Annotated in this window: 11 protein-coding genes; 7 read left to right on the top strand and 4 right to left on the bottom strand. The window is 68.9% G+C overall.

The genetic code is table 11. The annotated features are described in order from the left end of the window. Positions 1-7: 7 nt before the first annotated feature. Positions 8-2,215 (bottom strand): S8 family serine peptidase, encoded by a 2,208-nt coding sequence (locus AM590_RS02685; protein ID WP_058826097.1) that lies wholly within the window; start codon positions 2,213-2,215, stop codon positions 8-10. Between the two features lie 239 nt (positions 2,216-2,454). Between AM590_RS02685 and AM590_RS02680 the strand changes: the two genes are divergently transcribed. The 4 genes from AM590_RS02680 (at position 2,455) to AM590_RS02665 (ending at position 5,694) form a co-directional block, all read left to right on the top strand. Then, positions 2,455-3,297, top strand: coding sequence for a hypothetical protein (locus AM590_RS02680; protein WP_058826096.1), 843 nt, complete (start codon positions 2,455-2,457; stop codon positions 3,295-3,297). A 117-nt stretch (positions 3,298-3,414) separates the two neighbouring features. Further along, a complete protein-coding gene (locus tag AM590_RS02675) occupies positions 3,415-3,690 on the top strand; it encodes a hypothetical protein (RefSeq protein ID WP_004042058.1) in 276 nt (91 codons plus the stop codon). Beyond that, a complete protein-coding gene (locus AM590_RS02670; RefSeq protein WP_058826095.1) occupies positions 3,691-4,596 on the top strand; it encodes a DUF4350 domain-containing protein in 906 nt (301 codons plus the stop codon). Between the two features lie 108 nt (positions 4,597-4,704). Beyond that, complete coding sequence (locus tag AM590_RS02665) at positions 4,705-5,694, top strand: MoxR family ATPase (protein WP_058826094.1); 990 nt, start codon at positions 4,705-4,707, stop codon at positions 5,692-5,694. A gap of 9 nt (positions 5,695-5,703) precedes the next feature. On the opposite strand, the gene AM590_RS02660 is transcribed toward AM590_RS02665, so the two are convergent. From AM590_RS02660 to AM590_RS02650, 3 genes are read right to left on the bottom strand one after another with little or no spacing between them, the layout of a single operon-like run. Beyond that, complete coding sequence (locus AM590_RS02660) at positions 5,704-6,759, bottom strand: hypothetical protein (protein WP_058826093.1); 1,056 nt, start codon at positions 6,757-6,759, stop codon at positions 5,704-5,706. Further along, positions 6,756-7,256 carry a hypothetical protein gene (locus AM590_RS02655; protein ID WP_058826092.1) on the bottom strand — a complete coding sequence of 167 codons (501 nt, stop codon included), beginning with the start codon at positions 7,254-7,256 and terminating at the stop codon, positions 6,756-6,758. The genes AM590_RS02660 and AM590_RS02655 overlap by 4 nt, the downstream gene beginning before the upstream one ends. A gap of 18 nt (positions 7,257-7,274) precedes the next feature. Continuing rightward, entirely contained in the window at positions 7,275-8,699 is a 1,425-nt protein-coding gene (locus AM590_RS02650; protein ID WP_058826091.1) for a DUF58 domain-containing protein, read from the bottom strand. Positions 8,700-8,957: 258 nt separating this feature from the next. Between AM590_RS02650 and AM590_RS02645 the strand changes: the two genes are divergently transcribed. The 3 genes from AM590_RS02645 (at position 8,958) to rdfA (ending at position 13,045) form a co-directional block, all read left to right on the top strand. After that, positions 8,958-11,138, top strand: coding sequence for a DUF4129 domain-containing protein (locus AM590_RS02645; protein ID WP_058826090.1), 2,181 nt, complete (start codon positions 8,958-8,960; stop codon positions 11,136-11,138). 63 nt (positions 11,139-11,201) lie between these two features. Further along, the gene (locus AM590_RS02640; protein WP_058826089.1) at positions 11,202-12,209 is read left to right on the top strand and encodes a DUF1616 domain-containing protein; all 1,008 of its coding nucleotides are present in this window, start codon (positions 11,202-11,204) and stop codon (positions 12,207-12,209) included. A gap of 191 nt (positions 12,210-12,400) precedes the next feature. Next, positions 12,401-13,045 carry a rod-determining factor RdfA gene (gene rdfA, locus AM590_RS02635; RefSeq protein ID WP_058826088.1) on the top strand — a complete coding sequence of 215 codons (645 nt, stop codon included), beginning with the start codon at positions 12,401-12,403 and terminating at the stop codon, positions 13,043-13,045. Positions 13,046-13,073 lie beyond the last annotated feature (28 nt).

The following is a 13,073-nucleotide window of genomic DNA, read 5'->3' as shown; positions in this document are numbered from 1 at the left end:
GACGCCGCTATGACGTTCGGATTTCCGCGAACAGCGCCTGCACGTCCACGACGTTGACGCGACCGTTTCCGGAGAAGTCGAACGCCTCCGGAGTGCTCTCGACCGCCTCGGCGTCGCGGTGGGCGAACAGCGCCTGTACGTCCGCGAGCGTCACGTTTCTGTCGCCGTTGATGTCCTCGTAGCGCCCGTCGCCGTCGGGGTCGGTCGGCGGCGCCGTTTCGTTCGTCACGGCGCGAGGGAGCGCGGCCGTTTCGTTGACCGCACTCCACGTGTCGAGCATCCCCGCGCCGACGGCTGGTTCCGTCTGTGGGAGCGGTCGCGCCGTCGACCGGAGAACCCGCGTCACGTCGGCGCGGGTCGCGTTCGGGTTCGCGTCGAGAAGGAGCGCGACCGTGCCGCTCACGTGCGGGGCGGCCATCGACGTCCCGTCGAGCGTGACGTACGGTTCGGCCTCGTCGCGCTGTGACGTCGAGTACGCCGACGTGACGTTCTCGCCCGGGGCGATGAGGGCGATGCCGGGCCGCCGGTCGTCGCCGAACCCGACCGGGCCGCGACTCGAAAACGAGGTCACGCCGGACGCCGTCTGCCGCGCCGCACCGACCGTAATCGCGCCCGCCGACGCGCCGGGACTCGCGACCGAGCGGTTCCCGAGCAACCCGGCGTTGCCGGCCGAGATGACCGCGACCGTGTCCGTCGTCGTCACGAGCGAGTCGACGTACCGGGAGAACTGGTCGCTCCCGTTCGACGGGTAGTACGCCGTCGCCCGGTACCGATACGACACCGACTCCGGGTGGTCGCTCTCGACGGCGAGCGACCAGTTCCCTGGGGTTTCGATTGCCGTCTCGTTCCGAGGGCTGAACCTCTGGTACGCGATTGCGTCCGGCACGCGGCCGTCCTCGAACCACCAGCCCGCGTCGACGCCCCTGAGCGGGGTGTCGCCCGCGGGGTCTCGAAGCGTCACCGAGAGGTTCCGCATGACCTCGGCCCGTCGCTCGTCGCTTTGAATCTGCTCGCCGCCGACCTGCGTCGGTTCGACGAGCACGTAGACGTACGCCGGTTTGAACCCGTCGTACCGCGCGCTGGCTTGGTACACGCCGGAGCCGTTCGCGTAGAGTTCGATGTCGCTCGCTCCGGTCCCGTTCGGCCGGACCGCCCGTTCGCCGCGGTATTCGAGCGGGAACGGACTGGCTCCGAGGCTCGCGGAGACCACGTCCGCGCGGTTCTCGGCGCTCCACTCCATCGCCGCCATCACGTCCGACATACTGCCCTGTCCGTCCTCGTCGAGGGCGCGCGCGCCGAACAGTCGTGTCTCGGGTGCGACGCCGACCGATTTGTTCGCGTCTGCCCGCCCGGCGACGGTCCCTGCGACGTGGGTACCGTGGCCCCACGGATCGAACGGCTGGGAGGAGTTGCCGACGAAGTCCCTCCACCGAACGACCTGTCCGCGGAGCGCCGGGTGGCTGTCGTCGATGCCGCTGTCGATGACGCTGACGTTCACGCCCGCGCCGGTGATTCCACGGTCCTGTACGTCGTCGGCACCAATCGATTCGAGGTTCCACGATTCCGTCCCGCTCGCCGCGGGCCGCGCGCTGTCCGGTCGGACCGTCTCGCCGTACGCGGACAGCGAGTCCAGATACGCAGAGACGCTCGGCGACACCGACCCCGTCGCGTAAATCGGCCGGTCGTAGTGAATCGCGGACACGTTCGGCATCCCGCCGAGGGTTCGCACGACCGCGGGCGTCGCCTCGACGGCCAGCGCGTTGCGAGTCCAGAACGGTTTCACGTCGGCCGCGGTCCCGTTCGCCCGCCGGGCGTCGAGAAACTCGCGCACGTCGGACTGCGTTCGGTTAGTCGCCGCTCTGCGTCGGGCGCGCGTCCCCGCGTCGGATTCGTTGGACGCGTTGTTCGACCCGCGCGAGTGGTCGTCGAAGACGAGGATGACCGGAACCAGTTCGTCCGCCGCCGCGTGCGACAGTTGATACGCCGCCGCGCCCGAGAGAACGCCGCTCCCGGTCGTCTCGTTGTCGGGTGCAGTCGTGTTGTTGGTCGTCGCGAGGCCGGCGGCGGTCGCTGTGGGTGCGCCCCGCTCGGGCCCTCCCAACTTGGAATCGGGCGGGCGCGCCGCTTCGGAGACCGGTGCGAGCGTCGCGCTCAGGAGCAGACAGAACACGATGCCGGCGACGGCGGCCCGCGTCCTTCGTTGCGTTCGAATCATCTCTTCGGGAGTCGTCTTCGCAAGCGCGCGGCTGTGACGGCGAGCATCTTACTCGAGAGGTAGTGTCCATCGCAACTACAGACCTAAAACATCCACCGGTCGCGCCGACGGAAGACTGCCTGGTGAAACACACATATTAGCGTTACACCTGTACCGACGAGTAACGGTCTGCGTTCCGCCGTCCGCCGGTCCCGGAACAGAAAAGTAGTCCGACTCTCAACACGTCGGTACCGACTCGCATGTCAATTCGACAGGCTCTGGTCGTCTCTCTCGGACTGTTCGTTCTCGTCAGCTGCGGTCTCGCCGCGGTTCCCACCGAGGCGAACGCAGCACAAGACGGCGTCTCGGTCATCGTGACGCCCGCCTCGCAAGAGACGGACGTCGGCTCGACGACGACGTACGACCTCGTCGTCGACGACGTCAGCGGCGGTGGCGTCGGCGCCGTCGACGTGACTCTCCGAGTTGACGGTTCCGTCGCGACCGTCTCGAACGCGTCGTTCGTCCCCGACCCCGGGCTGAGCGAGGTCACGTACGGCGACGGTCGGTCGCGAGTTCGCCTCTACGCGGCACTCATCGATACGTCGCAGTCCGGGTCCGTCACTATCGCGACGGTCACGGTCGAGGGGACCGCGAACGGAACGTCACCAATCGCCGTGAACGTCACCGACATCGGGAGCGAAGGTGGCGTCAGCTATCGAATCGACGCCGTCGAGAACGGGAGTCTCGCCGTCGGCGAGGCGGGTTCGAACACCACCGAACGCGCCTCCGAGGACGGGTCGTCGCAGGACGACGACTCGGGGTCTCCCTCCGAAGAGACCTCCGGCGAGTTGACCGTCTCCGCGATGGGCGAAAACGGGACGGACGGCGTTACCGCGAGCTCTCCTTCCTCGCCCTCCTCATCGGCGGAGAACGCGACGGACGGACAGACCGGGACCGCGGGAACCGCGACCGCAGCCGCGAGCGAGACCGCGACTCAGTCCTCACCGTCGCAGACGGAGACGAGCGTCCCCGGTCTGTCGGTACTCCTCACCGTCTGTTCCCTCCTCGCCGTCGTCGCGTACTTCGTGGTCGCGTCCCGCTGAACCGCGGCGGGGAGACGCTCACGACGCATCACGCCGCCGACGCGTCGGACCCGACACCGCTCGCGAGCCGTTCGCGCAAGCGATAGTTTAGTTATCCCGCACCGTCCACGACCGTACATGGCAACGGCACGACGCGAGCGATTCATCCGCGCCCAGCTCGCTTGGATGCTCGGCGCGACGCTCGTCTTGGTCCTCCTCGACTCGCTTTCGTACGAGCTGGTCTTCGTCGTGTCCCTCATCGGCTTCCTCGTCGTCGTCGAACTCACCGCGCCGGTCGCGGTGACGCCCGCGTGGCGGCGACGGCTCCTGTGGCTCATCGGCGGCGGCCTCGTCGCCTTCGGCTACATCGTGGTCAGACGCATCCTCGACATCCTCCCGCCGGGGGTGTTCTGAGTGCGCGTCGGCTCGCGCGAGGTCGGCTACCCGCACCTCTTGGCCGCGGCGCTCCTCGTCACGATGCTCCTCGGCGTCGGCGTCGGCGCGGGCACCTCGTCGTCAACCTACGGCGCGTTCAACGCCGCGTGGGACGGCGGCTCCGGAATTCGCGGGGTCGCGTCCGACGCGGGTGCCGAGACCGAGGTCGTCTACAACACCACCGAGTACAGCGAGGTCGACCCGGCGGGCACCGTCGCGTTCGTCATCTCGCCCGAGCGGGGCTACACCGACGCCGAGGCCGACCGCATCGAAGCGTTCGTCCGGGCCGGCGGGACCGTCGTCGTCGCCGACGACTTCAGGCCGCACGGCAACGACTTGCTCGCCCGACTGGGCGCGTCGGCGCGAATCAATCAGACCCCGCTCCGCGACGACCGGCATCAGTACAAATCCGGTGCGCTCCCGGTGGCGACGCGAGTCGCTGCGGACCCGCTGACCCGCGACGTGTCGCAACTCACGCTGAACCACCCGGCGACGGTGACCGAAAACGAAAGCACCGTCCTCGTCCGCTCGTCGAACTTCTCGTATCTCGACCGCGACGACGACGGCGAACTCGACGAGAGCGAGGCGCTCCGTTCGTACCCGGTCGCGACCACAGAGCGCCTCGGCGAGGGCGACGTCGTCGTCGTGAGCGACCCGAGCGTGTTCATCAACGCGATGCTCGAACGGCCGGACAACCGGGCGTTCGCCGAGGCGCTCGTCGCCGACCGGACGACCGTCGTGTTGGACTTCTCGCACGCCGAAGAGCGCCCGCCGTTGCAGGTCGCGCTCCGGGCGCTCCGGGGCTCCGATGGGCTCCAACTCCTGTTCGGCGGGGTCGTCGTCGGCGCGGTCGCGCTCGTCGCCCGGCGCGGGCGGTTCTCGTAGTCTGTTGCCGGGGCCGTCCGGCTCTGTCGGCCCGCTCGTTCGGCCCGCTCGCTCGCCGGGGCACCGAGACCGCAGTTATATGTGGTCGCCGTCCCGAGTGTCTCGTATATGAGTGCTCCCGAAGAGGTCTACGAGGCCATCCTTGACGAGACATCGCAACTCCTCGTCGGGAACGAGGACGCGATAGAGGCGCTCACCATCGCGTTGCTGACGAACGGGCACGTCCTCCTCGAAGGGGTCCCTGGCGTGGCCAAGACGACGATCGCCAACCTGTTCGCCCACGCCGCGAACCTCGACTACCAGCGGATTCAGATGACGCCCGACGTGCTGCCGGCCGACATCACGGGCACCCACATCTACCGCGAGAACCTCGGCGAGTTCGACCTCCAGCGGGGGCCGGTCTTCTCGAACGTCGTCCTCGCCGACGAGATAAACCGGGCGACGCCGAAGACGCAGTCCGCGCTCCTCGAAGCGATGGAGGAGGGGCAGGTGACCATCGAGGGCGAGACGCTCAAACTCCCCTACCCGTTCATGGTCGTCGCCACCCAGAACCCCATCGAGTACGAGGGGACGTTCAACCTCCCGGAGGCCCAGCGCGACCGCTTCCAGTTCAAGGTCGTCGTCGAAATCCCGGAGCGGGCCGACGAGCGCGAGATTCTCGAACGCTTCGATCGCTCGCCGTCGCTCAAACCCTCGGACATCTCGAACGTCATCAACGACGCCGACATCGGGAAGGCCCGGCAGGTCGTCACGGACGTGCACGTCGACGACAAGGTGTTCGATTACATCCTCGACCTCGTCGGCGCGACGCGGACGCACGCCGCGGTCGAATTCGGCGCGTCGCCCCGCGCGTCGCTTGCGTTCCTCCGGGCCGGCAAGGCCGCCGCGGCGATTCACGGCCGCGACTACGTGATTCCGGACGACGTGAAGCGGCTCGCGCCCATCATCATGTCGCACCGCCTCGTCCTCGGGACCGAGGCGGACATCAGCGGACGCGACCCCCGAGAGGTCGTCGAGGAGGTCGTCGACACCGTTCCGACGCCCGAAGTCGACCTCAACGAGTCGGCGACGCCGTCCGTCGCCGGCGACGACGACTGAGGGCGTCGGCTATCGCTCGTCGGCTTCTGCTTCTGTTTGTGTTTCTGCTTCGACTTCTGTTCCTTCGGACTCGACCGCCCCTGCGTCGGCCTCACCCTCAGCCTCCGACGCCGCGGCCGCGGACGGCTCGCTTTCCTCGTCGTCTTCGACGTCCCACCGACAGGTGACGGCGAAGTCCATCTCCTCGCCGGCGGCGACCTCGGCGACGACCGGTGCGTCGAGACCGCGGGCGACGGCCACGGCGATGAACGACGCGACGGGCGTGTCGAACGTCTCGACCGACCCGAACCGGCAGTCCTCCACGCGGACCGTCAGGCGACCGTCCGCGGCGTCCGTCTCGGCGGCCGCGGTTTCGGCGAGTTCGAACAGTTCCACGAGGGCGTCGGTCGCCTGTCGGGCGAGCGTCTCGGGGTCGTCGCCGAGCGGGCCGTCGAGGCTCCGCTCGAATTCGTCGAACAGGCCGCCGCCGCTGGGGTTGAAGGCGACGCCGCGCGCCAGTTCGTCGTCGGTGACGACGAAGGTGTCGCGGAGCGCCTCGGCGTCGGGAAGCGCGTAGCCGCGGTGCTCCGGGACGAACAGCCGAACGGCGTCGCGGTTGGCGTCGGGGACGTAGACCATCGTGTCCTGGAGGCCGAGTTCATCGACGACGGCGGCGTGGTTGCTCGCGTGCGCGCCGAACACCGACGAGCCGACGCCGACGGGGATGAACCGCTCGGGGCTGAGATACCGCGTCACCGCCGCGGCGAACAGCCCGATCGCGCCGAGGACGACGAGCGTCTCCCTGACGGGCGGAAACAGCGCGCCCCCGAGCAGACCGGCGACGCCGAGCGCGGCCAGCGCGACGGCAGTCTGTCGGTATCGACCCCGTCGGAGCGCCTCGTAGCGCTGTCTGAGTCGGGCGTTTTCGCGCCGGAGGTCGGCGGCTTTGGCGCGGTCGGGCGCCGACTCGTCGGTGTCACCCCGACCGGCATCGCCGTCGCCTCGGGTCGCGGCCGAAACGACGGCGCGGGTCTCGCCGTTCGCCAACTCGCGGTCGGGTCGGTCCGCGGGGCTGTCCGCGCTCATCGCCCAGCCCCCGTGTCCGACGCACTCACGAAGCCGAGCGCGACACGTTCGTAGCGGTGGAGCCCGTAGGCGGCGAGTGCCGCGAGGACGACGGCCACCAGCGCGGCCTGCCACGCCCACCGGAGCGACGTCCAGAGCGCCCACGCCATCCCGAGCGCGACGACGTATCCAGCCGCCAGCCGAGCGAGTCGCGACCGGTCCGGCGGCCACGCGCACGCCGCGCTCGCGAGGAGCGGGAACGCCGCGAGCTGCGCGCTACCGAGTGCGACGAGGCTCGCGTCCCCGAAAAGCGAGACGGCGGTCAGTTGGGCGACGACGAACGCGAGCGGCCCCGTCGTCATTGCCGCGACGGCGAGGACGAGGACGCCGGCGGCGACGCCCCACAGCCCGCTCGTCAGTCCCGCCACGAGCGTGACACAGAGGACGCCGACCACGTCCATCGGGGTGAGTTCGTTCGCGTCCAACACGGTTCGAATCGTCCGTTCGCTCTGGTTCACAGGTGTCTCCATCGGTGTTCACTCCGCTGTGGTGGCGCGGTCCGTTGCCAGGTTCATCGCGCTCTTCGGGGCGACTTCGTAGGCGGTGACGTTCGGCAGTCGTTCGAGTCGCTTTCGGAACTCCTCGAAGGCGACGAGACCGTCGGTGTCGCCCGCGCTCCCGGCGGCGTCGTCGAAGAACGTCGTCGGCGTGAGGAAGACGCTCGTCTGGCTGCTCCGCTTGGACGCGACGACGACCGCCTCGTAGGTCTCGACTCTCGCCGAGTCGTCGGTGACGAGCACGAGGTGGTCCTGCCGGTCGGACCGCGAGCACGCGGACTTCACCGCGTCGAAAATCGGCCGGTCGCTGACCCGCGAGACGTAGCTCTCGCCGTCGTGGAGGTACGGGCGAAGCGTCGTCGCGAACGCCGAGTCGTCACCATCGAGGAGGCGACCCCGCTCGCGGGCGTCTTCGGGGGCGACCGGCCGGGACGTGCCGACCGGGCGACGCGAGCGCGCGGTCGGCTCGATCGAGAGCAGTCGCCGTCGAATCGTCTGGTAGGCGTTCGAGGACGACGAGGGGCCGAACTCCCACGTCGTCCCGGCGTCGCCGACGAACTGCGCCGAGACGGGGTCGCTGTGGGAGTCGGCGGCGTCGATGAGGCCGAGCGCGACCTCGCGCGCGTACGAAAGCATCGTTCGCCCGGTCGGACCGCGGTTCATGTTCGAACCGCAGTCGACCACGAGCGACAACAGATAATCCGACTCGGACTCGAACTCGCGGATGTACGGGTGGTCCATGCGCGCGGTGGTTTTCCAGTCGATCTGCGACAGCGTGTCGCCGGGGAGGTACTGCCGCGTCTCGTGGGGGACGAGTCCCGGTCCAGTCTGGTCACTGGAGTGGTCGCCGAAAGACGCGCCAACCAGTTCGCCGCCGCGACCGACGTGGATGCCGTCGGGGGCCGGCGGTTCGACCAGGCAGCGGGCGTCGGCGTCGAGCGTCAGCGTCTCGGTGAAGAAGCCGGCACGGTCCTCGATGTCGACTTCGACCTCGTCGAACGCGATTCGCCCGGCGACGGGGAACTCGACACTGCACGTGACCGACCCGGCGGTCTCTCCGGGGTCGAACGCGACCGTCCGGCGCGCCCGCCCGGGCGCGTTCACACTCGGCGGCGCGACGAGTTCGACCTCGACGGGCGCGTCGACGGCCTCGGACAGCGACGCCGTCAGCGTCACCGCGGCGCGGTCGTCGACGTACACCGACGTGGGATCGACCGAGACGCCCGCCGAGAGGTCGCGGTCGACCGCGCGCATCGTCCCGACGGCGTCGACCTGCGCGACGACGAGCCACGCGGCGAGACCGCAGGCTGCGAAAAGCGGCGTCGGCTCGTCGAGGACGACCGCGTAGACGGCGAGGAAGCAGGCTACGCCTGCGAGCGCGGCCCACCGGCGGGTCGGAAGCATCGTGGATTCGATTCGTGCCGCCCAAGTTGAATGTTTGTGTTGGAGCGGGCCGCAGCCGGCCGCGCGGACCCGAGGATTTGCCGCGCGTTCCCGGGTCAGATCGGGCCGTTAAACCCGGCGTTAATACATCGCAGTCTGCGAATCACGCGCCCGGGGGCGCCGGGGCGAGTCGGCGAATGCCAAAACCCATTAGGTCCCCCCGTCTGGCTACGGGTAGTGCGTGGTGAATCGGGCGGCCCGGTGCGGTTGCTCTGGACGATGTTGGTCGTCGGCTGTCTCGTCGCGACAGCGCCGGTAGCGGCGGTCTCTACGGGAGCGGCCGCCGACGCGCCCGCCCCGAGCGCGGACGCGCCGGCGTCTCTCGGGACGGTTGACCGAGTATCGGCGTTTGGACCGACCCCAGGTCCGCTGCAGCAGACCGCGAACGCGACGAACAACAGCACTGGTGTCCTCCACGAGAACCCCGACGAGGTCGACGACGAGAACGAACTCGACCGATTGCTGTCGTACCTCTCGGGCGAACTCAACGGCGACATCGGGGCGAGCACCCTGCAGCTCAGTCAGGGGGAGTACGCCGCCGCGAAGGCGGCGCTCGGCGACGACTACGACGACTCGCTCGGCAAGTACATCGACGTCGAGGGCGAGGTCGGCGGCGACGGTGCCGGCGGGGAGTACCAGACCGTCAGCGAGACCCAGCGGGAGTACGTCGACACGGTCAGCGAGTTCCGCGAGACGCGCCGCGAGTACGAGGCGGCGAGGCGGACCGGTAACGACGAACGCGCCCGCGAACTCGCCCGCGAACTGACGCGGCTCGCCGAGGACGGCGAGACGCAGTCAGACCGGCTGTTGGAGGCGTTCGACGTCATCTCGAACCGGACCGACGGCGACCTCGCGGAGAGTAGCGCCCAAATCGCGGACGTACAGGCGAACGTCTCCGAGCAGCGCGACGAAATCGTCTCACGCGAGTTCGTCGCCACCAGCCTCACCGTCGCCGACTACGACCGGAACATCTCCTTTACCGACCCGCTCGTGCTCTCCGGGTCGCTCGTCGCCGACAACGGCACGCCGGTCGAAACGGCGACCGCCCGCTTCGCGGTCGGCGGGCAGACGGTCCAGTCGGCGGTCGCCCCCGACGGCTCGTTCGAACTGACCTACCGGCCGACGCGGATTCCGGTCAGCACCGAGTCGCTGACGGTCCGGTACCTCCCGGACGACGCGTCGATGTATCAGGCGACAGAGCGGGTCGTTCCCGTCGCCGTCTCGCGGGTGAACGCGACCGCGAGGCTGTCGGAGCCGTCTGCGCCGGCCTACGGCTACGCCGACGCCGTCTCGGTTCGCGCGACGGTCAGCGTGAACGGGACGCCGGTGTCGAACTACCCGGTCTCGGCGAGCTTCGCCGGGTCATCGGCGACCGCGCCGGCGACGAACGAAAGCGGCGCATCGGCCGTCTCGGCGACCGTCCCCGCGACCGCGACAGACACGGCGTCGATTCGCATCGCACCCGACGGCGACGGCAGGGCGGTCGCGTTCGCCCCGGCGACGATTGCGGTCCCGCTCGAAACCGAAGGGACGACGCTCGACGTGCGCGCCCGCGAGACCGCCGACCGAACGGTCGTCGTCGAAGGTCGCCTCGAAACCGACGAGGGCGAGGCCGTGAGCGGCCAGTCGGTCGCCGTCAGCGTCAACGAGCGCGAGGTCGCCGTGACGACGACCGGCGAATCGGGCGCGTACCGGACGACTATCGACCTTCCGAGCGGTGTGACCACCGAGAACGCGACCGTCTCGGTCGCCTTCGACGGCGAGGGGACGAACCTCGAATCGTCCGACGCGATGGCGAGCATCCGGCTCTCGAACGGTGCCACCGGGGACGAGGCCGGAAACGGCGCTTCCGGCGGGCTCCCGTTCGACCCGCTCGACCTCGCGTGGGTCGTCGCCGGGACCGCAGTTGTCGGTCTTGTCGCCGCCGTGCTCCTCCGGCGGAACGGCGCCGACGACGCTGGAGCGGCGACCGTCGCCGAATCGGCCGCGACGGAGAGCGACGAACCGGCCGAGCCAGAGCAGGCGACGACCGAGGCTTCGGCGCTGGATTCGGCGGCCGACGCACTTGACGCGGGGCGGCCGAACGACGCGGTGGTCGTGGCCTACGCGGGCGTTCGACAATCGCTCGGGGCCGCCGCCGACGTCGACGACGCCGCGACGCACTGGGAGTTCTGCGACCGGTGTGTCGACGCCGGCGTCGCGCCCGCCGACCCGCTCGAATCGCTCACCGCGGGCTACGAGCGCGCGGCCTACAGCGGGCTCTCGGTGAGTGACGCGGACGCCGCCGAACTGGTCGAGACGGCCCATTCGCTCGTCGCCCCGGACGAGTCAGGCGCGCCCGAGTCGGCTGATTCGGGCGACGGTGCGGGCGCGTCGGAGCCGGTCGGCCCGGTCGAGTAGCGCAGCCGCGGCCGCCGGCGGCTGACAAATGATTTTTGTGCTCGTGTTTCCCACTTCGGGTAGATGTCGCAGCGCCAAGACTGGCGGTTGTTCCTCCCCGAGCCGCTTCGCACGCTCCCGGCCGACCTCGCGGTCGTCCTCGCGGGGGTCGCGCTCACGCTCGTGGCGACGCTCACGCCCGGGCTGGAGGGGACGCCGCTCCGAGTCATCGTCGGCCTGCCGTTCGTGCTTTTCATCCCCGGCTACGCCCTCATCGCGGCGCTGTTCCCCGAGCGCGGTCCGCCGATAGACGCCCCCGAGGACCACGACCGGATGGGCGGAATCGACGGTATCGAGCGGGTCGCGCTCTCGTTCGGGACGAGCATCGCGGTCGTCCCCCTGATCGGGCTCGTCCTCAACTTCACGCCGTGGGGAATTCGACTCGTGCCCATCCTCGTCGCCGTGAGCGGCTTCACGCTCGTCGCCACGGCGTTCGCGGCGGCCCGCCGGTCGGCGCTCCCCGAAGAAGAACGGCTGGAAGTCCCCTACCAGCGCTGGTTCGCCGCCGCGCGCGACGAACTGTTCAACCCGGCGTCGGGGACCGACGCGATGCTGAACGTCGTCCTCGTGGTGAGCGTGGTCCTCGCGACCGCCAGCGTCGGCTACGCGGTGGCCGTGCCGAAAGACGGTGAGTCGTTCACGGAACTGTATCTCCTGACCGAAGACGGCGACGACGAACTCACCGCCGACAACTACCCCGAGGAACTCGTCCGCGGTGAGCCCGCGTCGCTCGTCCTCGGCGTCGGCAACCAGGAACACCGGACGGTGAACTACACCGTCGTCACCGTGCTCCAGCGCGTCGAGGTGTCAAACAACTCGACGACCGTATTGGAGTCAGAGCAACTCCGGACGTTCACGCCCCGACTCGAACACAACGAGACGTGGCACGAGCCGCACGAGGTCCGCCCGACGATGACCGGCGAGCGCCTGCGACTGACGTACCTCCTCTACGAGGGCGCACCGCCGGCGTCGCCGACGGTTGATAACGCTTACCGGGAGGTCCACCTCTGGGTGACAGTTCGTGAGGAATAATGGCGAAAACCCGCCGTCGTCTAGCATCGGGTGGTTCTCTCGTTTACTGATATCTCTCATTTATTCCCCGGAATCCGTAAGAACGTCGGCGTATGTCGTGTAACTCGTTTGTGTTCTAGTTTTATCACCTCTGATAATCCATAAGTAACGTTTAGGGTACTGCACGCTAAGGTCCGGGTAGCGAGGTCACAATGCGAGATTCTGGAAGCACGGTTTCCCGCCGCGGCGGCCGAGGTCCGAAGATAGAGCGCATCGCGGACCGGTACGGTCTTGACGGCCTCGGTGACGACCTTGTTGACGCGTGGCTCGGCGAGGGTCGCGAGCGACGGAGCCTCCGCGAACTCGAAGCTGACGTGAACAAGCGACTCATCCGGGCCGCGCTGGACCAGGCCGGCGCGCACGTCCTCGACGGGGAGGCGGAGAACTTCTACCGGCTCCTGACAAGCGACGATGTGACCGCGGGGAGCCGCACCGACGCGCGGAACACGCTCCGCGAGCGCGGCGTCGACATCGACCAGTTGGAGTCGGACATCATCTCCTATCAGTCGGTGTATAACTACCTCAAACGACACCGAAACGTCGAACGTGAAGACGACGAAGACGGACAGAGCGCGACCGAGTCGGGACTCGCGACGATTCGGAAGCTCCGATCCCGACTTCGGACGGTGACTATCGATGTTATCGACCGTTTAGTGAAGGCCGAAGCGGTCTTCATCGGCACCTACGAGGTCGAAGTAGACATCCGCGTCACCTGCACGGACTGCGACACTCGAATGACCCCGACGACGCTCCTCAACTCCGGGCACTGCGACTGCGAACACGAGAGCGACGAGTAGCGATTCGGGCTCACCAACACACCACATC

It is taken from the genome of Haloferax sp. Q22 (assembly GCF_001482285.1).
GTDB lineage: Archaea > Halobacteriota > Halobacteria > Halobacteriales > Haloferacaceae > Haloferax.
The sequence above is the reverse complement of the archived record's forward strand: the minus strand, read 5'-3'. Positions and strand labels throughout refer to the sequence as shown.